At 43.2% G+C, this 20937-nt stretch carries 18 protein-coding genes and 1 tRNA gene; 12 read left to right on the top strand and 7 right to left on the bottom strand.

What is annotated here, in order from left to right:
- Window positions 1-29 precede the first annotated feature (29 nt).
- The 3 genes from porX to W7W_RS0120820 all read left to right on the top strand — a co-directional run bounded on the left by porX (window position 30) and on the right by W7W_RS0120820 (window position 3569).
- Window positions 30-1586, top strand: coding sequence for a T9SS response regulator signal transducer PorX (porX, locus tag W7W_RS0120830; RefSeq protein ID WP_010665547.1), 1557 nt, complete (start codon window positions 30-32; stop codon window positions 1584-1586).
- A gap of 302 nt (window positions 1587-1888) precedes the next feature.
- Window positions 1889-2308 carry a tRNA (adenosine(37)-N6)-threonylcarbamoyltransferase complex ATPase subunit type 1 TsaE gene (gene tsaE / locus W7W_RS0120825; RefSeq protein WP_010665546.1) on the top strand — a complete coding sequence of 140 codons (420 nt, stop codon included), beginning with the start codon at window positions 1889-1891 and terminating at the stop codon, window positions 2306-2308.
- Window positions 2309-2342: 34 nt separating this feature from the next.
- Entirely contained in the window at window positions 2343-3569 is a 1227-nt protein-coding gene (locus tag W7W_RS0120820) for an alanine dehydrogenase (RefSeq protein ID WP_010665545.1), read from the top strand.
- Here W7W_RS0120820 and W7W_RS22610 read toward each other — a convergent pair whose 3' ends face one another.
- From W7W_RS22610 to W7W_RS0120800, 3 genes are all read right to left on the bottom strand, one after another.
- Window positions 3570-5027 carry a sensor histidine kinase gene (locus W7W_RS22610; RefSeq protein ID WP_010665544.1) on the bottom strand — a complete coding sequence of 486 codons (1458 nt, stop codon included), beginning with the start codon at window positions 5025-5027 and terminating at the stop codon, window positions 3570-3572.
- A 147-nt stretch (window positions 5028-5174) separates the two neighbouring features.
- On the bottom strand, window positions 5175-6872 hold the full coding sequence (gene ggt, locus W7W_RS0120805) for a gamma-glutamyltransferase (protein ID WP_010665543.1): 1698 nt from the start codon (window positions 6870-6872) through the stop codon (window positions 5175-5177).
- A 142-nt stretch (window positions 6873-7014) separates the two neighbouring features.
- Window positions 7015-7090, bottom strand: a tRNA-Met gene (locus W7W_RS0120800).
- A gap of 228 nt (window positions 7091-7318) precedes the next feature.
- Between W7W_RS0120800 and W7W_RS0120795 the strand changes: the two genes are divergently transcribed.
- The 8 genes from W7W_RS0120795 to pdxA all read left to right on the top strand — a co-directional run bounded on the left by W7W_RS0120795 (window position 7319) and on the right by pdxA (window position 15366).
- The gene (locus W7W_RS0120795) at window positions 7319-8209 is read left to right on the top strand and encodes a M23 family metallopeptidase (protein WP_010665542.1); all 891 of its coding nucleotides are present in this window, start codon (window positions 7319-7321) and stop codon (window positions 8207-8209) included.
- Between the two features lie 128 nt (window positions 8210-8337).
- On the top strand, window positions 8338-9492 hold the full coding sequence (locus W7W_RS0120790; RefSeq protein ID WP_010665541.1) for a 1-deoxy-D-xylulose-5-phosphate reductoisomerase: 1155 nt from the start codon (window positions 8338-8340) through the stop codon (window positions 9490-9492).
- Window positions 9493-9624: 132 nt separating this feature from the next.
- Window positions 9625-10944 carry an RIP metalloprotease RseP gene (gene rseP / locus W7W_RS0120780; protein ID WP_025006894.1) on the top strand — a complete coding sequence of 440 codons (1320 nt, stop codon included), beginning with the start codon at window positions 9625-9627 and terminating at the stop codon, window positions 10942-10944.
- Between the two features lie 256 nt (window positions 10945-11200).
- Complete coding sequence (gene tatA / locus W7W_RS0120775; protein WP_010665538.1) at window positions 11201-11413, top strand: twin-arginine translocase TatA/TatE family subunit; 213 nt, start codon at window positions 11201-11203, stop codon at window positions 11411-11413.
- Window positions 11414-11489: 76 nt separating this feature from the next.
- On the top strand, window positions 11490-12704 hold the full coding sequence (locus W7W_RS0120770) for a lytic transglycosylase domain-containing protein (protein WP_010665537.1): 1215 nt from the start codon (window positions 11490-11492) through the stop codon (window positions 12702-12704).
- Between the two features lie 139 nt (window positions 12705-12843).
- Entirely contained in the window at window positions 12844-13881 is a 1038-nt protein-coding gene (locus W7W_RS0120765) for a DUF4837 family protein (protein WP_010665536.1), read from the top strand.
- Window positions 13878-14252, top strand: coding sequence for a hypothetical protein (locus W7W_RS0120760; protein WP_010665535.1), 375 nt, complete (start codon window positions 13878-13880; stop codon window positions 14250-14252). The genes W7W_RS0120765 and W7W_RS0120760 overlap by 4 nt, the downstream gene beginning before the upstream one ends.
- Window positions 14253-14304: 52 nt before the next feature.
- Window positions 14305-15366, top strand: coding sequence for a 4-hydroxythreonine-4-phosphate dehydrogenase PdxA (pdxA, locus tag W7W_RS0120755; RefSeq protein ID WP_010665534.1), 1062 nt, complete (start codon window positions 14305-14307; stop codon window positions 15364-15366).
- A gap of 82 nt (window positions 15367-15448) precedes the next feature.
- Here the strand turns inward: pdxA and lpxA are convergent, their stop codons facing one another.
- The 4 genes from lpxA to W7W_RS0120735 all read right to left on the bottom strand — a co-directional run bounded on the left by lpxA (window position 15449) and on the right by W7W_RS0120735 (window position 20181).
- On the bottom strand, window positions 15449-16246 hold the full coding sequence (gene lpxA, locus W7W_RS0120750) for an acyl-ACP--UDP-N-acetylglucosamine O-acyltransferase (RefSeq protein WP_010665533.1): 798 nt from the start codon (window positions 16244-16246) through the stop codon (window positions 15449-15451).
- A 60-nt stretch (window positions 16247-16306) separates the two neighbouring features.
- Window positions 16307-17704 (bottom strand): bifunctional UDP-3-O-[3-hydroxymyristoyl] N-acetylglucosamine deacetylase/3-hydroxyacyl-ACP dehydratase, encoded by a 1398-nt coding sequence (locus W7W_RS0120745; RefSeq protein ID WP_025006895.1) that lies wholly within the window; start codon window positions 17702-17704, stop codon window positions 16307-16309.
- A gap of 57 nt (window positions 17705-17761) precedes the next feature.
- Window positions 17762-18790 (bottom strand): UDP-3-O-(3-hydroxymyristoyl)glucosamine N-acyltransferase, encoded by a 1029-nt coding sequence (gene lpxD / locus W7W_RS0120740; protein ID WP_010665531.1) that lies wholly within the window; start codon window positions 18788-18790, stop codon window positions 17762-17764.
- A gap of 155 nt (window positions 18791-18945) precedes the next feature.
- Entirely contained in the window at window positions 18946-20181 is a 1236-nt protein-coding gene (locus W7W_RS0120735; RefSeq protein ID WP_010665530.1) for an HD domain-containing protein, read from the bottom strand.
- Between the two features lie 256 nt (window positions 20182-20437).
- Between W7W_RS0120735 and rimP the strand changes: the two genes are divergently transcribed.
- Window positions 20438-20902, top strand: coding sequence for a ribosome assembly cofactor RimP (gene rimP / locus W7W_RS0120730; protein WP_025006896.1), 465 nt, complete (start codon window positions 20438-20440; stop codon window positions 20900-20902).
- Window positions 20903-20937: the final 35 nt, after the last annotated feature.

The raw sequence follows: 20937 nt of genomic DNA, 5'->3' as shown, positions 1-20937 counted from the left end.
TTGGCGTTTTAATGGAGAATTGAAGAGATATGGAAGAAACAAAAAAGATCAGAATTCTTTGGGTGGATGATGAAATTGAACACTTGAAGGCTCACATATTGTTTTTACAGGAGAAGGGTTTCGTGGTAGAGACCGCTTCGAATGGGAATGATGCGCTGGAGACTATTGCAAAACAGCAGTTTGATATTGTTTTTCTGGATGAAAATATGCCAGGACTGAGTGGATTGGAAACACTTTCCAGAATGAAAGAGCTGAGGCCCGGAACTCCGGTCATTATGATTACAAAAAGTGAGGAAGAGGATATCATGGATCAGGCCATCGGCAGCAAAATATCGGATTACCTTATAAAGCCGGTGAAGCCCAATCAGATTTTGTCTTCGGTAAAGCGTCATGTGGACCGGGAACGATTGGTTTCCGAAAAGGCAACAAGTGCCTATCAGGCGGCATTCACTAATCTTGGGTTTCGCATGAGCGATCAGCTGACCATGGATGAATGGAAGGAGGTGTATAAAAAGTTGGTGTATTGGGAACTTGAATTGCAGAGTGCCGACAGCGCCATGGATGAGGTGCTGAAGATGCAAAAGAGTGAGGCCAATCAACTGTTCGCACGTACTGTAAATGATGAATATGAACGTTGGTTGGTGGATGAGGATGGTCCGTTAATGTCGCACCGGGTGTTTAAACATACAGTCCTGCCAAAGCTGGATAAGGGCGAGAAAGTAATATGGGTGGTAATAGATAATTTTCGACTCGATCAGTGGGAGACAATCCGGCATGACATACGGTCTTTGTTCGATGTGGTTTCCGATAATACTTATTGCAGTATTTTGCCTACTGCCACTCAATTTGCACGTAACGCACTTTTCTCCGGATTGCTGCCCACTCAGATAAAGGAGTTTTATCCCGAATACTGGGTAGATGATGATGAAGAGGGCGGTCGAAACAATTTTGAGGAAGAATTAATCGGGACTTTCTTTAAGCGTATGCGCCGTGATTTCTCTTTTGCCTATCATAAAGTCAGTGACAACGAAACAGGTCGGAAACTCACCGACAATTATGGTCAGTTGCTAAACCACGACCTTTCTGTGCTGGTATATAACTTCGTAGATATGCTTTCTCATGCCCGAACCGAAATAAAGATGATCCGTGAGCTGGCATCCGATGAATCTGCTTACCGTTCACTTACCCGTTCCTGGTTTGTGCATTCACCGCTGTTTGATTTGTTGAAAAAATTATCAGCAGAAAAAGTTAAAGTGATTGTAACTTCCGATCATGGCTCTATTAGGGTTCAGCATCCTGTAAAAGTGGTGGGCGATCGCAATACCAATACCAATCTTCGGTTTAAACACGGGAAAAATCTGGCTTACAAAGCGAAAGATGTTTTAGAAGCAAAGAGCCCGGGAGATTTCTTTCTTCCCCGGCCAAATGTTTCTACTTCATATATTTTTGCCAAAGGGGACGACTTTTTTGCATATCCAAATAATTATAATTATTACGTTAATTACTACAAAGATACATTTCAGCACGGGGGTGTTTCTCTGGAAGAAATGATGGTTCCCTTGATTGAATTGAGCCCTTTGAGATGAATTTAACCTACCTAATACATGGTAGGCTGTAAACAGGCTGAAAGCCTGAGAGCAATAGCCCAGGGCAAAGCCCTGAGTTTTTAAGTATCCCCACGTCCCTCTCATTATTGGTCGCGTTGCGACCAATAATGAGAGGGAGGAGTATTTTTTACAATTCTCCTGGGGCCGTACCCCAGGCTATTGCTTTAAGATCTTCGGCCTTTAAAAACACAACAACTTATGAATAAAACAGATTAATTTCCTGTCTGCTGATTTAATAATCTTTGTTGTATTTTTGTTGAGGTATCAATATTTCAGGAACAATGAATCAGACTTTTTTTATTCCAACCGAGAAGGACATTGAATCCACGGCCCGGGACTTCTTATCGCTATTAAGAAAATATAAAGTAGTGGCTTTTTATGGCGAAATGGGGGTTGGAAAAACGACTTTTATCAAAGCTTTGTGCCGGGAAATGGGCGTTGAAGGAGCCGTTACAAGTCCCAGTTTTGCGCTTGTGAATGAGTACGAAGGCAATGAAGGGGAGGTAATTTTTCATTTTGATTTTTATCGGTTGAAGAATGTTGCCGAAGTTTTTGATATGGGGTATGAGGACTATTTCTATAGTGACCATTATTGCCTTATTGAATGGCCTGAAAAAGTAGCTGATGTGTTGCCCGATTATCGACTCGATGTGCGAATAGAGGAAGAGGAGGATGGTTCCAGAACATTGAATGTCTTATGAATTTTGTAACTTAATCCCGAAATAAGAAAATACTATGGGGGATTTAGGAAAAAAAGCATCGTATTATTTTGCTATGAATCAGGCCGGACTTGCTCCCAAGGAGGAGTTAATGGAAATCGGCCGGAAACAAAAGTCTATGTCTTTTGGCATTCCCAGAGAAAGGGAGGAGGGTGAAAACCGTATTCCTCTGACACCTCAGGGAGTAGAATTACTTACCGCCAACGGGCATGAAATTATTGTGGAAAGCGGGGCCGGAAATGCAGCAAATTATTACGATCATGATTTTTCTGAAGCCGGAGCCAAAATTGTTACCAATCATGAGGATCCGTTCCGCTGTGATGTAGTTTTAAAAGTGGCTCCCCCAGATGAGGAAGAGCGTGGGTTGTTATCTCCCGGTCAGTTGCTGATCTCGTTGCTATATCTGGCCAGTCAAAACAGGGATTCTATTCAGCAGTTAATGCATAAAAAGGTGAATGCCCTGGCCTACGAATTACTGAAAGATGAGTCGGACTGTTACCCCGTGGTTCGCAGTATGAGTGAAATTGAGGGGTATACAGCCATTATGATTGCCTCGGAATACCTGAGTAACAGCAAGGAGGGGAAGGGTGTTTTGCTGGGGGGCATTACGGGAATATCCCCCGCCGAAGTGGTGGTGATAGGTGCCGGTACTGCTGGTGAATTTGCTGTGAGAGCGGCTCTTGGACTTGGGTGTCAGGTGAAAGTTTTCGACAATTCATACCGGAATCTCAGGGAACTGGAGCGAAATGTGGGGCAACGACTTTTTACTTCCGTCTTACATCCTCAGGTTTTGAGTAAGGCCTTGCGTTCGGCGGATGCAGTTATCGGAAGCATACGTTATTTTGATCCGCAAAGTGGTTTTCTGATTTCTGATGAACAGGTGGCAGGGATGAAGCCGGGGAGCATCATCGTGGATTTGAATATGGGGAATGGTGGATGTCTTGAAGCAGTTGGGGGAAAAGGTGGCAAAAGTCCTGTAACCATTCATCATGGAGTTATTTATCACAGAGTGCACAATCTTGCTTCACGGGTGGCCCGAACATCATCCATTGCCCTCAGTAATATTTTTGCCCCTGTTTTGCTCCGTCTGGCTATGGCAGGAGGTATCGATCAGCTGATAATGCAGGATGTGGGGGTGAGTCACGGACTGTATCTTTATAAGGGAATTTTAACCAGTTACAGGGTTGGAGAGCGGTTGAATCTGCCATCAAAGGATATCGGATTGCTGATGGCTGCTTTTTAATTACAATAAGGATTCGTTGCTAATCATGGTTATCGAAGATGTAGTGAATGCTCCGGCTGTTTTTTGAGAGAGGCCTTCGTTTCTTTCTTTATGACTGGAGAGCAGTGGAAGTGAGAATTTAAAGGTGGCACCCCTGGCGGAGTCTTCGTTGTTATTACACCAGATTTGACCGTTCATCGCACTCACATAGCGTTTGGCAATGGCAAGCCCCAGGCCGGTTCCCCCAAACTGACGACTAAGGCGCAGGTCGCCTTGTCTGAACAGGTCAAATATCTCTTTTTCTTTCCCTTCCGGGATGCCTATTCCGGTATCTTCTACATGAAACAGAATTTGTTTTTCTTTAATTTCATACCCAAAACGGATGGTCCCTGATGCAGTGAATTTTACGGCATTGTCCAGTAGGTGGTTCAGTACTTTGTAAGTGGCTTCCTTGTCCAGAATGATCACGTCTTCCCCATGATTTTTACTTAATGTAAGTGTTAGTGTGATGGGTTTTCCGGAGGCTTCAATTTCGGAGTTGAAGTTGTTGTATAATTGTTGCAGCATCTGATTTAAAGAAAATGCCTGCTGCTCCTTGCCGATATTTTTGGCCTGAAACCGGGAGATGTCAATCAGAGAATCCATGATCTGCAGCAACCGTGTTCCGTTTTGCTGTATGATATCAATATAGTTTCGTCGTTGTTCCGGGGTCATGTTTGCTGCACTTAACAGTTCTGTAAACCCCATGATTACATTCATGGGGGTTCTGATTTCATGACTCAGGTTTGCCAGAAATGCAGATTTAAGCCGACTGCTCTCATCCACTACCTGTTTGGCTTTGGAAATATTTTTATTCAGGTTGTCCAGCAACTGGTTTTTTAGTTTCAATTCTTCTTCTGTGCGAAGAAGTTTTTTGTTCTTTTTTTCAAGTTTTTCTTTTGAGTTGAGATGTCGCATCTCTGTGGTAAGGTGATTGGAGAAGAACTTGATTACATTGGTCAGGGTTTTTGTTTTTGCGGATTTTGTGACACCCAGCACAATGCCCATAGGTGTTTTGTCATTGTCCGTAATTTGCAGGGCTATGCAGTTGTTGGCTTTGCTTTTCGGAAGGTTTGTCTGGGAAAAAATGACTTGTGCATCAAAGGATACAGGGATGTCAGGATTTTTGTCGTTAAGAAAGGCATTTATTTTAAAATCAAAATGGCTGTTTTGTATCGGACTTGTTTGGTTACATATGCTGATTGTCCGGTAAGTACCTTCTTTTGAGATTTTCGCAATGAAAATGTAGTCTGCCTGGCTGATTTCACATATTTTTAGTGCTAATGCGTCAAGAGAAGAGAGGCCGATCGCTCTTGGAGATCTGGCATTAAGACGTTCTATTAATTCTGTGGTTCTCTCTCCGGAAAAAAAGTCAGAAGGCTCTTTGGGGAAAGAATCTTTAGATTTAAAAAAGTTGAATATTGCTTTGGATAAGCTCATGTGTTTCCCAAAAATGTGTGTTTCCCAAAAATGTGCTTGTTACAAGCATCAAAGAAAAATATTATCACTAAAACTATCAAAAAGTTTTGACGAACAGGTTATTACCGATGATGTGAGAGCGTTTGTTTTTCCCGATTGTTTTATGTTTTAATAACCGGCTGCCTGTCCGTCTTTTCGGGACTCCGAAGCCCCGATGTAAACGCCTCTCCTGTGGTCATAAATAATCCCCTGAAATCCACCATACCCTCCCAGATCGTAACTAACCGGATGGCCCATCTCCATAAGAGTTCTGACAGCGTTATATGGCATCCCGCTCTCAACGAAAACCTGACCTGTCGTTTTCTCCCGAAGGCCGGTGGGGGTGCTTCCTCCGGTGTGTGAAAAACGGGGTGCATCTCCCGCTTCCTGAAGATTCATGCCGAAATCAATCAGGTTCATGATGATTTGTACATGTCCCTGCGGCTGAAAATCTCCTCCCATGACACCAAAGCTCAGCCATGGCTTTTGATCTTTGGTTACAAATGCCGGAATGATGGTATGAAAAGGCCTTTTGCCGGGGGCGTATTCATTTACATCGCCGGGATTAAGCGAAAATAACTCTCCTCTGTTTTGAAGCATAAAGCCCAGCCCCGGAGGAACCATTCCCGATCCCATGCCCCTGTAATTGCTCTGAATCAATGAAACCATATTGCCCCATTGGTCAGCCACGGTGAGATAAACCGTCTCGCTCTGATTGGGGGTTCCGTAACTGAAAGCCCGGGCGTGGGTTGTGTCTATCAGACTTCTTCTTTCGGTGGCATATTCTTTTGACAATAATTTGTCCACAGGAATGTTTGAGAAATTCGGATCACCAATGAATCGTGCCCGGTCTTCGAACGCCAGCTTTTTTGCCTCGGTTACAAGGTGAAGGTGCCTGGCAGTGCCAAAATTTTCAGGAGAAAAATGAAAACCCTCCAGAATATTGAGCATTATCTGGGCGGTTATTCCCTGTCCGTTGGGAGGGAGCTCCCATACTTTGTATCCACGGTAGGATGTGGCAATTGGTTCCACCCACTCAGAATTGTGCATGGAAAAATCTTCTTCGGATAAAAATCCTCCCTGACCTTGTATGTAGTTGACTATGGTTTTGGCTATGGAACCGTGGTAAAAAGCTTTTCTTCCATCTTTAGCAAGTAGTTTGTAAGTGTTGGCTAAATCAGGATTTCTAAAAACATCTCCTTTTCCGGGTGCTTTGCCATCAATAGAGTATGTTTCCATTACATTGGGGTATCTGCCAAGTCTTTTTAATGATAACTTCCAATAGTGACTGATAAGTTCTGTAACCGGAAATCCCTCTTGAGCATATTTAATCGAGGGTTGCAGGATTTGCTCCATGGATAATTTTCCGAATTTTTCATGCAACTCAAACCAGGCGTCCACGCATCCCGGTACGGTGACAGGAAGAGGACCGTAGGAAGGGATTTTCTCCAATCTGTTGGAAGTGAAATAATCTATGGTCAATAACTGAGGTGATTTTCCGCTGCCGTTTATTCCATTTAAACTGTTGGTTTCTGCATCCCAAACAAGTGCAAACAAATCACCGCCGATGCCACAGCCGGTAGGCTCCATTAGGCCCAGAGCCGCATTTGCGGCGATGGCTGCATCAGTCGCCGTTCCTCCCTGCTTCAGAATATCCAGGCCTATCTGGGTGGCAAGGGGGTGGCTGGTGGCAACCATTCCTTGTTTACCAATGATTTCGGAACGGGTGGCAAAATTATGGCCAGTAATTCTATCCTGCCCTGAGGCCGGGGTTGAAAGAAGTAAAAAGATAGTGAATAAAAAGGTCAGGAGTCTGGAGTGTTGCATGTTACCGGAACTTTATGGTCTTAAATAGATGGTTACAAAACGAAAGATAGGTAAAATGTACTTTTAAGTCAACAGAACCGGCGAGAATTTTGGGTTTGAGCATAAAAAAAGCCGAAAAACAAAATTTTGTTTCTCGGCTTCCTGGTAGCGGGGGCCAGACTCGAACTGACGACCTTTGGGTTATGAGCCCAACGAGCTACCAACTGCTCCACCCCGCAATATATTTTCAATAAGTTTCTTCTCTTTTGCGGTTGCAAATATAGGGGCTTTAATCGCGTCTGCCAAATGTTTTGTGTGTTAAAATCTGCTAAAAGATTAACTTTTTTTCTTCCTGCTTCTTTTTGAGGATGTTTGGGGTGGTGTTTTATGAAGTTGTTTCGTAACCTCATCAATTATAATTAATTTTGTCGGAAAGATGTATTTGGTTTTCATATTGAATTTACAACATGGCAGATAGTAAGGGAAAAAGGTTTTTTGAAAAGCTTAAGAACAAATATAAGCTGGCCATTTTTAATGAACAGACTTATCAGGAGGTTCTTGTGATAAGACTTTCCCGTTTAAATGTATTTACTATTGTGGGGGCATCTGCTATTTTGCTGATTGTATTGGTCATTCTGCTTATAGCGTTTACCGGGTTGAGAGAGTATATTCCGGGATATCCTGATGCCAATCAGCGATTAATGATTGTCCGGAATGCCCAGCGGGTGGATTCTTTATTTGTGGAAATTGAGAAACGCAATAAGTTTATTGACAATGTTCAGCACATTATTCGTGGTGGAGTACCTGAAGAGATTGTTGAAAATCCTGAAGAGCAGTCTGAAGATGTGGGGTCTCCCGCTATAGGGAATCCTGTTGATGTGGAATTCAGCCGTTCGGAGGAGGATTCTGCTTTCAGAGCATTGGTGGAGAAAGAGGAGAAGTACAATCTTTCCTATTCTGCAGAGATGAACCCAGGCACAGTTCTGGAAAATACTTTCTTTTTTACTCCGTTGAAGGGGATGGTGGTCAATCGGTTTGGGGATCCTCGCGGTCATTTTGGTGTGGATATTGTTGCCGGACCTGGGGCCAGGGTTTCAGCAGTGATGGATGGAGTGGTTGTATTTTCAGGATGGACGGTTGAGACCGGATATGTAATACAGGTTCAGCATGCAAACAATCTTATTTCAAGCTATAAGCACAATGAGCGTTTGCTGAAATCTATCGGTGATCATGTAAAGGCTGGTGAAGCCATTGCTCATGTTGGAAACTCCGGAGAGCTCACAACCGGGCCTCACTTACATTTTGAACTTTGGTACAATGGAATGCCCCTGGATCCACAGGAGTACATATCCTTCTGATTTCTTATTTTAGCAACAGGTACCCGTTCGGATTGATGAACGATGTTGCCGGTGCTCAAGGAAACATATTTAATAATTGTTATTCCGGGTGTTTTTGTCTGTCCGGGTAAATTTTTTTGGAAAAATAAATGAAGCGTCGCATCGCCATTCTTGGGTCCACAGGATCCATCGGGACCCAGGCCCTTGAGGTTATTAAACAACATCCTGAACTTTTTGAAACAGAAGTGTTAACTGCCGGTCGGAATGCAGAATTGCTGGTGCAGCAGGCTGTTGAATTTCAGCCTAATGTAGTGGTGATTGGGGATGAGGGGAAATATGCCTGGGTCAGTGAGCAACTTTCGGCTCATCCTGTTAAGGTTTATGCCGGAAAAGAAGCATTGGCTCAGGTGGGTGCAATGAGCACGGTGGATATGGTTTTAGTGGCTTTGGTGGGTTTTGCCGGACTGTTGCCTACATTCAGAGCGCTGGAGGCCGGTAAGCCGGTTGCTCTGGCCAATAAAGAAACACTTGTGGTGGCCGGCGACCTGGTGATGAACCTTGCCAGGGAAAAAGGAGTGCCTCTGCTTCCTGTTGATTCTGAGCATTCTGCAATATTTCAATGTTTGGTGGGAGAGGCAGACAATAAAATTGAAAAGATTATTCTCACTGCTTCCGGCGGACCTTTTAGAGGGAAAAGTGTGGATTTTTTACGAAAAGTTACGAGGTGTCAGGCGTTGAATCACCCCAACTGGAAAATGGGGGATAAAATCACTATTGATTCAGCATCCCTTATGAATAAAGGCTTTGAAGCCATTGAGGCAAAATGGCTTTTCGATGTCACTCCCGAACAGATTGAGATCGTGGTCCACCCCCAGTCTATAGTCCACTCACTGGTTCAGTTTGCCGATGGTTCGTTGAAAGCTCAGATGGGGCTGCCCGATATGAAGTTGCCGATTCAATATGCCATGGGTTTTCCCAAGCGTCTTCAGAACGTTTTTCCCCGTTTTAACTTTACTGATTACCCTGAACTGTCGTTTGAGAAGGCGGATGTTGATGTATTTCGTAACCTCTCACTTGCATTTAGGGCCATGAGTCAGGGCGGAAATATACCATGTATTCTGAATGCTGCTAATGAAGTAGCTGTGGATGCCTTTTTGAAATCCCGCATAGGTTTTGTGGAGATGTCGTCGGTGATTGAACAAACAATGCAGAAAGTTTCTTTTGTAAAGCATCCCGGTCTTGACGATTATCTGAAAACGAATGATGAAGCCCGAAGAGTTGCCCTGGAAATTGTGGGAAAATGAAGAAAATCAATATATTTGTTGGCTTCCGGAAAAAATCTTAGACCATGGATTTTTTTTGAATAATGATTTTTTTCCAAGGGAAAGGGCTCGTGAGAGTGATGATTTTTTTGATTTTATTTTTTATTTGATAGCATGGAGTTTCTGATAAAAGCATTACAGCTTATTCTTAGTTTGTCTATATTGGTGATATTACACGAGTTTGGACATTATCTTTTCGCAAGACTATTTAAAACAAGGGTAGAGAAATTCTATCTTTTCTTCGATGCCGGTTTTTCACTGTTTAAATTTAAAAAGGGAGAAACCGAATATGGTGTTGGCTGGCTCCCTCTTGGCGGATATGTTAAAATATCCGGAATGATTGACGAGTCAATGGATAAGGAACAGATGAAGCAGCCCCCTCAGCCACATGAGTTTCGTGCCAAACCGGCCTGGCAAAGATTGCTGATCATGATAGGGGGAGTATTGGTGAACTTTATCCTTGCCATGGTGATTTTCTGGATGATTCTTTTCAAATGGGGAGAGTCATACATTCCTGTTGATGGGGCCTCTTACGGATATGCTTATCACTCCATAGGTCATGAAATCGGTCTGCAGGATGGAGATGTTGTGCTTTCTGTGGATACGATGGAGGTAAATACCATTTCTGATGTATCCAATTATGTATTGTTGGAAGATCCTGCCACTTTTACGGTTCAGCGTGGTGATTCTGTTTTTAATTTGCCTTTGCCGGAAGATCTGGGTAAGAGGCTTTTAAGTGAAGAGGTAAGGCGATTTGCACAGGCTAGATTCCCTTTCGTGGTGGACTCCGTGGTTGCCGGGATGCCTGCAGAGGCAGCGGGGTTGCTTAAAGGCGATAGTCTGGTGGCCGTAGCCGGAAAGGAGGCACCTTTCTTTGATGAATTTGTGGATGAGTTGTTTCATCACAAGGATGATTCCACAACCGTCGCATTTTACAGGAATGGTGAACTGATGACTTTGCCCATCAATGTCAACAAGTCTGGAAAAATTGGAATAGCACCTCGTTCTCCATCCAATTATCTGAGGGTGGAAACCAGGAAATACGGTTTTTTTGAGGCATTTCCGGCGGGAATAAAAAAAGGAACTGATTTGTTGGTGAATTACGTGAAGCAGCTCAGGTTGATTTTCACAAAAGAGGGAGCCCGTCAGGTTGGAGGCTTCGGAACTATTGGCAGTTTGTTTCCTGCCAGTTGGGATTGGTTCAGCTTCTGGACTACTACTGCGTTTCTGTCTATCATTCTGGCCTTTATGAATATTTTGCCTATTCCGGCACTCGACGGAGGTCATGTGATGTTTTTGCTTTATGAAATTGTTGCCCGACGCAAACCAAACGAGAAGTTTATGGAACATGCTCAGTTGGTTGGGATGATCATACTGGTGGCCCTGTTGCTTTATGCCAACGGAAATGATTTGTTTAGGTGGCTTTTTGAGTAATGAGGTGATTGCCTCTGTTTGGCAGGTCTTTACCTTTTAATTAGCAAATAGGTCAGAAATTTTGCATCCTGAAGAGATGAACTCTTTTAAAAGGTCTATTAACACGGTTTAAAATGAGTTAAACTTTGCAGGATTAAAAGTTTAATATTTTAGTGTCGGTTAGCATGGAGGCTCCTGATTTATTTTTACATTTGTTAGGAGTTGATTTTGACGGATGAGCACATTAAAAATGATTGTTTACTTAATAGTTTAAGATATGACGCTTAACACGATTTTCCTGATTTTGCCGGGCGGCTGGGAGTGGATTATTATTGTTCTGGCAATTCTGCTCCTGTTTGGGGGCCGAAAAATTCCTGAATTAATGAAAGGACTTGGACAAGGGATGAAGGAGTTTAAAAAAGCCCGGAATGAGGCCTCTGATGACAAACATAAAAAAGAGGAAGAGACCGGAGATAATGCTTCGAAATAGACCTATTGCCCCTGGTAAGGGGTAAGAAGAATATTTGAAGAAAACCTTTTGCGGAACGTTTTTATTCGGATTTTGTATGATCAGAAAACTTCTGGTTGCTGTTTTTGTATTATTTGTGATTATCGGTCAAGGGCATAGTCAGACTGATAAAGCAGAGGTTCATGTGCCTGAATATCTGGTGGGTTCAAGAATTGAAAAGCTGAACCTTCAAACTCCTGTATCACTTACCTACAATGAACATGTTCAGGCCTATATTGATGTTTATACCCTGAAACGTCCTGATCATCTGGCCGGCATTCTGGCACGTTCCGAAATGTATTTTCCGCTTTTTGAAGAGTACCTTGATAAATATGATTTGCCACTCGAATTAAAATACCTGGCAGTTATTGAGTCAGCACTTGATCCCAGGGCTAAATCTTCATCTGGGGCTTATGGGTTATGGCAATTTTTATTTCAGGCTTCACGGATGTTTGACCTGGAAGTGAATTCCTATGTTGATGAACGTGCTGATCCGGTAAAGGCAACTGACGCTGCATGTCGTTATCTTAAATATCTGCATGCCAATTTTAATGACTGGTTGCTCGCCATTGCTGCATACAACGGAGGTATTGGTGCCGTGAAAGAAGCCATTGCCAAGGCTGGTGGGGAAAAAGATTACTGGAAACTGAGACCTTACTTATCCGATCAGGTGAGAGGTTATGTTCCCGCCTTTGTGGCTGTAAATTATGTGATGAATCATTACGAAGGATACGGGATTGAAAAAAAATCTGTTGAATTCAGATACGAAGATCTACTTACCACCTCGGTAAATGGGGGTATTTCTTTTGAGCAGATAACGACTCACACTCAAATACCTATTGATATTTTGCGGTTGCTCAATCCGGTTTATAAAATGGATTACATCCCCGTGCAGCCTGAACCGGTAAGGATTGTGCTTCCTGAGGATAAATTTGATGTTTTTCATGAGAAGCTGCCTTTCTTTGAAGTGGAAACAAAGCCCGTGGCAAATAGAAATCCTGCGCCCGGTGATACTGTGGGGCGTACAAAAGACAGTCATATTGTGGCACCCGGACAGTTTTTTCACGAAATTGCCATGATGTATCAGTGTAGGATAGAAGATCTTTTAGCCTGGAACGGGTTGGACAATAAATTTCTTCATGCCGGACAGCGGTTGGTTGTATGGAAACCTGCAGAAGAAAATTCCGACAGAGTGTCCGTGTCAAAAATTGAGCAATCAGTTGATGTCAATTATTACAATGCCGGTTCAGAAGACATAAAGACAGGGAGTTAAGGGACCGGCAGTTGTCTGCTAAGAATTAAGAAATGTTTAAGGTGTAAAAAGAGCATGACAAGGATTGTCAAAAAAGATAAAGTATAAATCCCTTCATGTGAGTTCCATCAGACCAATAACTTAGAAATAATTTAAACCAATGAGACCTTCAACGTACATAAAATCGTTTTTTCCTCTTTCTGTATTTTTCCTGATTCTGTTATTCACCGGAGGGTGTAAAGATAAAGGAGGGGCCTACAAGCCAAATATATCCGGGAGCGCAGGCGAAATGTTAGTGGTAATGAACGATGCCGTTAAAGACAGTGTCGGCGGTAAAACGCTGGAGGCCGCTTTGCGTCAGGCTGTGGTTGCCCTGCCTCAGGCTGAACCGCTCTTTGATGTCTCCATTATTCCCCATCGTGCTTTTGGGGAACGGTTGCGTAATTTTCGGAATATTATAATTGTGGATGTGGCGAAAAACCTGAAGCCGGATGTGAAATATTACAAGAACCGGTGGGCAAAACAACATGCCATGGCACATATCACTGCAAAGGATGTTTGGCAACTTGACTCTCTTGTAGAATCCGAGGAGATACTTCTTACAGGGTTTTTTGTGAGAGCAGAAAGAGACAGAAGTCTTAACTATTATCAAAAATACAGCCACCGCGACCTGATGGAAGAGTTTAAGGAGAAGTGGGATGCTTATATGATTATTCCGTCAAGTTTTAATGAGAATAAGCCGGGTAAGGATTTTATGTGGATGTCGCAGGAGACACCTCTCATTAGTCAGGGTGTTTTTGTTTACTCCTTTGATTATACTGATTATGATTCTTTCTCGGAAGCCAATCTGCTTAATAAGAGGGATTCTGTACTTCGTATTAATGTTCCCGGCTCGGCGGAAGGGTCCTACATGACAACAGAGAGTCGATTACCCGTTACCTACAAACGTTTTGAGCGCAACGACCATCAGATGGTGGAGATGCGCGGATTGTGGCGTGTGGAAGGCGATTTAATGGGAGGCCCGTTTGTGAGTCTTGCACACATTGATCCGGAAAATGCCCGTGTGGTGGTGACGGAAGGATATGTATATGCCCCGGAAAAACCTGAGAAGCGAAATCTTATCTGGCAACTTGAAGCCATGTTGTATTCATTTAGATTTCGGGGAGAGAATCAATCAAAAGAGGAGAGTGCGGAATGAAGTTCCCATCCCTTACCGATCATGAACTCAGAAAGGCTGTGAAGCGGGAAGATCTAATTCGTGAAACGGCCGGGCAAATCATTAAGGATTTTGCCGAGTTTAGTTTGGAAATTGTATTTTCGGGCAATGTTCATGATTTTTATGGTGAGCTTTTTGGCCAGATGCGACAGCACGTAGAGGTACTCATGGGAGAAAGCGGAGAGAAGTTTTTTAATTTGTTGTACCGTATTGATGTTGCCCCGGAAGAAATCAGTAGTTACCAAAGAGAGTTTCCGGAGAGGGCCCTGCCTGAGGTTCTTACGGAATTGATTATTCACAGGGAGTTGAAGAAAATCCTGATCAGAGAATATTTTAGGAACTCAGAGCATTAAAAATCCATATATCACATGTTTTAGGCATGTGACCATTTAAAAGTTAGCTATTATGAGTACAGAAAAAGTAAGAGTCGCAATAACTCAGGGAGATATTAATGGCATAGGTTATGAAATTATATTTAAGGCATTGGCCGATCCCAAGGTACTGGAGCTTTATACTCCTGTTATTTATGGTTCTTCCAAGGTTGCAGCATATCATCGTAAGGCACTGAATATCCCCAATTTTAGTCTTAACAGTATCAAGTCGGGTGATGAAGCACATCCCAAAAGAGTTAATATTGTGAATTGTCTGGACGATAATGTCAGGGTAGAGCTGGGAAAAGCTACAGAAGCCGGAGGGCAGGCTGCATTTGCCGCATTGGAGAAGGCTGTTGAAGATTTGAAAAACGGAGTGGTGGATGTTTTAGTAACTGCTCCTATAAATAAGAATGCTACTTATTCTGATGAATTTAAATTTCCCGGCCATACAGAATATCTTGCCGGACAATTTGAAAATCCGTCGCATATTATGCTGATGGTGGCGCCCCAACTCAGGGTCGGGGTGGTAACCGGTCATGTGCCCTTGAAGGAGGTCCCTGAGCAACTGACCATGGAGAAGATTCTGGATAAAATAAGGGTGTTGGATAAAACCTTACGTGTTGATTTTACTATTCGTAAACCCCGAATTGCCGTGTTGGGAGTGAATCCCCATGCCGGAGATGAAGGCTTGTTGGGTGATGAGGAGATAAATATTATCAAACCGGCCATCGAGATTGCCCGTAGTGAAGGTATCATGGCCCTTGGCCCATATCCCGCAGATGGTCTGTTTGGTTCAGGGAATGTGGGGCGGTTTGATGCTGTGTTGGCTATGTATCACGACCAGGGATTGGCTCCATTCAAGAGTATTGCTTTCTCAGAAGGAGTTAATTTTACAGGCGGCTTGCCGATTGTACGTACTTCGCCCGATCACGGAACGGCTTTTGAAATTGCCGGGGAAAACAAAGCTGATGAGTCTTCTTTCAGAGAGGCTGTTTATCTTGCAGTGGATGTTTTTAAACGAAGAAATCTCCATAAAGAAATCTCATCAGATCCGCTCAAATCTGCGGAAAAGTCAGATTATGAGAAAGATTGATGTGTTATGGTATTGACAAATAAAAAAGCCTTGGAAAACACAGTTTTTCAAGGCTTTTTTTATTGAGGATCTTATTGTTTTCCTAACTGTTTGAACTGTTGTCGGGATTATACCCTTTTATAACGCCTCTTTGCGAATTCTTGATGAAAAGAATAATTTCATCCCGCTCATCCGAGGCCGTTAATTCTGCTTCGATGCGTTCTATCGCCTGGGTGTTGTTCAATCCTTTCTGGAACATAAACCGATAGATGTCCTGGATGTCCCGAATCTGCTCGTTGGAGAAATTTCTCCTTCTCAGACCGATAGAGTTTACACCTGCATATGAGATGGGCTCACGGCCGGCTTTGACATAGGGAGGAACATCCTTGCTAACCAGGGTTCCGCCGGCAATCATTACGTGTTTGCCAATGTGTACAAACTGGTGGATGGCCGAAAGTCCGCCAACAATGGCCCAGTCGTCAATTTTCACCTCTCCGGCTACCTGCACACTGTTGACGAGAATTACATTGTTTCCCAAAACACAATCGTGCGCCACGTGAACATAGGCCATCAGCAGGCAGTTGTTGCCCACCACTGTTTTTCCCTTTGATTTGGTACCCCTGTTGATGGTAACAAATTCTCGGATAGTGGTATTGTCTCCAATGATAACCAGCGAATCTTCGCCTTCAAACTTTAAATCCTGAGGAGTTCCTGCAATGACAGCACCCGGAAGGATGTTGCAATTCCTACCTATGCGGGCACCTTCAAGGATTGTTACGTTGGAACCGATGCGGGTTCCTTCGCCAATCTCCACATTTTTGTCAATGGTGACAAAGGGTTCAATTACAACGTTGGGTGCAATTTTTGCCTCGGGATGAATATATGCCAATGGTTGCTTCATATTACTTCTTTTCGTGTTTTTACCTTCAGTCACATAACCAGAGTGATCTGCGGTTTCTGATTATTTGTTTTTTACAATCTGGGCCATAAACTCTCCTTCTGCAACAATGGCGTCTCCCACAAATGCTGTGCCCTTCATATTGGCAATGCCTCTGCGAATGTCTGTCATCATTTCCAGTTTAAAGACAATGGTATCTCCCGGAACCACTTTTTTACGGAATTTAATGTTGTCAATTTTCAGGAAATAGGTGCTGTATTTTTTTGGATCGTCTACCTGACTTAAAACCAAAATGCCTCCGATTTGCGCCATGGCTTCCACCTGGAGCACTCCAGGCATTACAGGTTCTTCCGGGAAATGTCCCACGAAGAAAGGCTCATTCATGGTCACATTTTTCACCCCAATGATGGTTTTATCTTTGAGGTCAATGATTTTATCTACCAGCAGGAATGGTGGGCGGTGAGGTAACAGTTTTTTTATTTCATTGATGTCAAAAACCGGCTCAGCATTGGGATCGTATTCGGGGGCGTCCGCTTTTAGCTGACGTCGCTTGATCTCTTTACGAACCGCCTTGGCAAACTCGGCGTTTATTTTGTGTCCTGGTTTGTCAGCGATAATCCTTCCTTTTATGGGCATTCCTGCAAGAGTAAGGTCGCCAATTACATCGAGTAACTTGTGACGGGCTGGCTCGTTGGAATGGTGTAACTCCAGATTGTTGAGGATTCCAATGGGTTTTACTTCCACTGATGGTTTGTTGAAAAGAGCCGCCAGACGATCCAGTTCTTCCTGAGGTACTTCTTTGTCAATGATGATAATGGCATTGTCCAGATCCCCCCCTTTAATGAGGTTATTGTTTAGCAATGGTTCTAACTCATGAAGAAAAACAAAAGTTCTGCAGTTGCTGATTTCTTTTTCAAATTGTTCCATTCTCTCCATGTTGGCATACTGGTTAGAAAGCAGCATGGAGTTGTTGAATGAAATCATGGTCTGATAGTTTTGTCCATCATCAGGAATAGCGACTATAGAGCTTCCTGTTTCCGGATCTTCCACTATCATTTTTTCTTTAACAATAAAGTATTCACGTTCGGCATCCTGTTCCGAGATGCCTACTTCTTTAATCGCTTGTACAAAGAAATGCGCACTTCCGTCCAGAATGGGGGCCTCAGGGCCATCTATCTCAATGAGGCAGTTGTCCACGCCCATCCCACGTAAAGCGGCCAGGCAGTGTTCAATGGTGCTTACACGAGCTTTATTCTCTTCCAGGACAGTGCCTCTTTCGGTGAATACCACGTTGTCGGCAAGGGCTCTGATGACCGGCGTGTTTTCCAGGTCAGTACGTTTAAAAGAAAACCCCGAATTCACCGGGGCGGGATTTAGCGTGAGGGTAACTTCTGCGCCGGTATGAAGACCGGTGCCTTTTAAAGAAGTTGATTTCTGAATCGTTCTTTGTTTTTCTGACATAGTAACTATCATTAAGTCATAACTGACGGCAATGCTTTACAACAGTGCCGGCGTGCCTTATTTTTCTGATACTTTTTTCTCCAGTTCCTGAAGTTGTTGATAAAGTGCAGGCAATTTTCTGAACATCACATAGGATTTATTGTATTGCATAGCGTCCATGGCGGGTGACCCCATCATGACAGATCCTTCTTTGTTGATGCTTTTGGCGATGCCTGTCTGGGCGGCCATTTTTACCTGATCGGCTATTTTCAAATGGCCTGCAATGCCCACCTGACCACCAAACATACAGTTTTTACCAATCTTGGTACTGCCTGCAATGCCGGTCTGAGCGGCAATCACTGTGTTGGAACCAATTTCCACATTGTGTGCTATTTGCACAAGATTGTCTATTTTGGCGCCTTTTCGAACAATGGTTGATCCCATGGTTGCCCGGTCTATGGTTGTGTTGGCCCCTATTTCTACGAAATCTTCGATAACTACATTGCCTACCTGTGGAATCTTTTGATAATCACCATCCGGCCCGGGAGCAAAACCGAATCCGTCCGATCCGACTACCGCTCCTGCGTGGATGATGCAGTTGCCACCTATTTTGCAATTTTTGTAAACTTTGGCTCCTGAATAGATGATGGTGTTCTCACCAATTTCTACTCCTTCTCCAATAACGGCACCCGGCCAAATTTGGGCATTGTTCCCGATTTTTGCTTTTTCGCTGATGTAGGCAAATGCTCCTATATAGGCAAACTCACCAACGGAGGCCGACGAATCGATATAGGAGGGTTGCTCAATTCCGGTCTTTTTGGGTAATGAACTTTCATACATCTGCAGCAGTCGCGCAAGTGCCTGGTAGGCATCTTCCACACGTATTAATGTTGCTTTTACAGGTTTTTCGGGCTTAAAGCTATTGTTCACAATAACTACCGAAGCATCTGTGTTGTATATGTGCTGCTCATATTTTGGATTGGCAAGAAATGTAAGGGTTTCAGGGCGTCCTTCCTCTATTTTGGAAACATCCCTGATAACCTGGTTTTCATTTCCTTCGACGGTTCCGTTTATAAGTTCAGCAATCTGTTGTGCAGTGAATTCCATGTTTAAAAATTTGGGACAAAACTAATAAATATATCTTTTGGTGTAAAATATAGTTGCGGCCGGTAGCATATTTTACCCTCTTTTTTGGATTGAAACGTAAAAATTAAACGATAAAACGCTTTTTTGCGTATTCCAGGTCTCAAGTGAATAACCGGTTATTTGGGGTAACAAAGAATATATTTGCTCACGGGCTTTGACAAGGCAGTATGATCCAGCATGTCCGATGCCAGGGAGATGTCTTTGGTGGATCCGTCTTTATAGATGATGTTGATGTTTTCTCCACCTGTTTTGTAGGTGCTGTTAGAAACATGATCGGTGAAAACAAAATAGTCCAGTTCTTCGGATGACAACTTCATGGCATCTTTTTGTTTTTCTTTGAGGGCATCGATAATTTCTGGTGAAAAAGGAGTGTCTGCGACTTCAATTCTAAAAAGCTTTCTATCCAGGATGCAGGAGGAGAGAATGGCCAAAACTTTGTCGTTGTTTTTTTGCCAGAGTTTCAGCGCACCCATGATGTCATTGTCGTCCAGCATGGTGAAGTCATTTAATATCTGCAGGTTGTTTTTGAAATCATCTTTGCAGAAGCGGTTTTTGAGAAATGTTTCCAGAAATGGCGGTGCAGGAACGTCTTTGCCTTGTAACGCCAGCTTTTTGGCTCTTTTTAAGACATTAATGAGCATTTTTTCTGCAACCAGGGCAGTTTTGTGCAGATAAACCTGCCAGTACATCAGGCGTCTTGCCACCAGAAACTTTTCAATGGAATAAATTCCTTTTCCTTCCACCACCAGTTCATTGTTCTTAATTTCCAGCATTTTTATGATTCGGTCAGATCCAATGACTCCTTCTGAAACCCCTGAAAAAAAACTGTCCCGTTTCAGGTAGTCAAGCCGATCGACATCGAGCTGACTCGAAACCAGCTGATGGAGAAAAAGCTTATCTGTGTTGCCTTTGAATATGTCAATGGCAGCTGATAGTTGTCCGTCAAAATGCTGATTGAGCCTTTCCATCAAAAGCAAAGAGATATCTTCGTGATCCAGACTCTCAATAAGTGTTTGTTCTAGTGCATGCGAAAAAGGACCATGTCCCAGATCATGCATGAGTATAGCGGCATGAGCAGAAATGGATTCCCGGTCAGAAATTTCATGACCTTTGTCCCGCAATACATTTACGGCGGTTCCCATCAGGTAAAACGCCCCGAGGGTATGTTGAAACCGTGTATGTACCGCCCCCGGATATACAAGGGAGGTCAGTCCCAGTTGTTTGATGCGCCTTAATCGTTGAAAATAAGGGTGCTCAATCAGCTCGAACAGAATGTTGTCAGGTATGCTTATGAAACCGTGAACCGGATCATTAACAATCTTTCGCTGGTTGTAATGTGGTGCTGTTTTCAATGTTTTCTCTCTGGTTTTGTGGTACAAAGAAAGCTATTCGGAATGAATCGTACAAACACAGGCCATCGATTAAAGGGGCGTTTTTGATGGCAGGATGATTCAATGTTGGCAATTTATTCTTCTTTCAGGCAAAATGATTTGATTTTTAGGCAAAAAGGTTTTTGCATATTTGTTTCTCATTCCTTATCTTTGCAGCGGTTTTCACAGTAAGTGTGGGTAGGGGGCAGGAGTCCCCTATTTTATTAATGGCTTGTCTATGATAGCAAAACAACAAATAATGGATCTGATTGCCGGGAAGCTCGAAGCTGACGGTTTTTACGCGGTGGATGTGGCGGTTAAGCCCGGTAACAGAATCGAGATTCTGATTGATAGTGACCATGGAGTGCCTATTGAATACTGTGTGGAAATATCACGGTTGGTGGAGCACTCACTCGATCGTGAGGAAGAGGATTTTGAGTTGGAGGTCTCTTCTCCCGGTATTGGCCAGCCGTTTAAAGTGATGCAGCAGTATCATAAATGTCTGAACCGCCCGGTTGAAGTGATGGATAATGATGGAATAGTGCAAAAAGGTATTTTGGAAGAGGTAACGGATTCAGGTTTTGTTGTGAAAGAAGAAAAAATGGTGAAACCTGAAGGAAAAAAGAAAAAAGAGTTGCAGGTTTTTCACCATCAGTTTAGTTTTGATGAAGTAAAAAGAGTCAAAGAAATCCTCTCTTTGTAAACCCATTGAAGAAATGCCGGAATAAAGCCGGTTTT

Origin of the sequence: Marinilabilia salmonicolor JCM 21150, assembly GCF_000259075.1 — a bacterium.
GTDB classification, from domain to species: domain Bacteria; phylum Bacteroidota; class Bacteroidia; order Bacteroidales; family Marinilabiliaceae; genus Marinilabilia; species Marinilabilia salmonicolor.
The sequence above is the reverse complement of the archived record's forward strand: the minus strand, read 5'-3'. Positions and strand labels throughout refer to the sequence as shown.

Excerpts from the sequence above, each read along its gene's own strand:
- rimP (WP_025006896.1), top strand. The coding sequence starts at position 20,438 with ATGATAGCAAAACAACAAATAATGGATCTGATTGCCGGGAAGCTCGAA.
- tatA (WP_010665538.1), top strand. The coding sequence starts at position 11,201 with ATGACGCTTAACACGATTTTCCTGATTTTGCCGGGCGGCTGGGAGTGG.
- rseP (WP_025006894.1), top strand. The coding sequence starts at position 9,625 with ATGGAGTTTCTGATAAAAGCATTACAGCTTATTCTTAGTTTGTCTATA.
- porX (WP_010665547.1), top strand. The coding sequence starts at position 30 with ATGGAAGAAACAAAAAAGATCAGAATTCTTTGGGTGGATGATGAAATT.
- W7W_RS0120820 (WP_010665545.1), top strand. The coding sequence starts at position 2,343 with ATGGGGGATTTAGGAAAAAAAGCATCGTATTATTTTGCTATGAATCAG.
- lpxD (WP_010665531.1), bottom strand. The coding sequence starts at position 18,790 with ATGGAATTCACTGCACAACAGATTGCTGAACTTATAAACGGAACCGTC.
- W7W_RS0120770 (WP_010665537.1), top strand. The coding sequence starts at position 11,490 with ATGATCAGAAAACTTCTGGTTGCTGTTTTTGTATTATTTGTGATTATC.
- ggt (WP_010665543.1), bottom strand. The coding sequence starts at position 6,872 with ATGCAACACTCCAGACTCCTGACCTTTTTATTCACTATCTTTTTACTT.
- W7W_RS0120760 (WP_010665535.1), top strand. The coding sequence starts at position 13,878 with ATGAAGTTCCCATCCCTTACCGATCATGAACTCAGAAAGGCTGTGAAG.
- pdxA (WP_010665534.1), top strand. The coding sequence starts at position 14,305 with ATGAGTACAGAAAAAGTAAGAGTCGCAATAACTCAGGGAGATATTAAT.
- tsaE (WP_010665546.1), top strand. The coding sequence starts at position 1,889 with ATGAATCAGACTTTTTTTATTCCAACCGAGAAGGACATTGAATCCACG.
- W7W_RS22610 (WP_010665544.1), bottom strand. The coding sequence starts at position 5,027 with ATGAGCTTATCCAAAGCAATATTCAACTTTTTTAAATCTAAAGATTCT.
- W7W_RS0120795 (WP_010665542.1), top strand. The coding sequence starts at position 7,319 with ATGGCAGATAGTAAGGGAAAAAGGTTTTTTGAAAAGCTTAAGAACAAA.
- W7W_RS0120765 (WP_010665536.1), top strand. The coding sequence starts at position 12,844 with ATGAGACCTTCAACGTACATAAAATCGTTTTTTCCTCTTTCTGTATTT.
- lpxA (WP_010665533.1), bottom strand. The coding sequence starts at position 16,246 with ATGAAGCAACCATTGGCATATATTCATCCCGAGGCAAAAATTGCACCC.
- W7W_RS0120745 (WP_025006895.1), bottom strand. The coding sequence starts at position 17,704 with ATGTCAGAAAAACAAAGAACGATTCAGAAATCAACTTCTTTAAAAGGC.
- W7W_RS0120790 (WP_010665541.1), top strand. The coding sequence starts at position 8,338 with ATGAAGCGTCGCATCGCCATTCTTGGGTCCACAGGATCCATCGGGACC.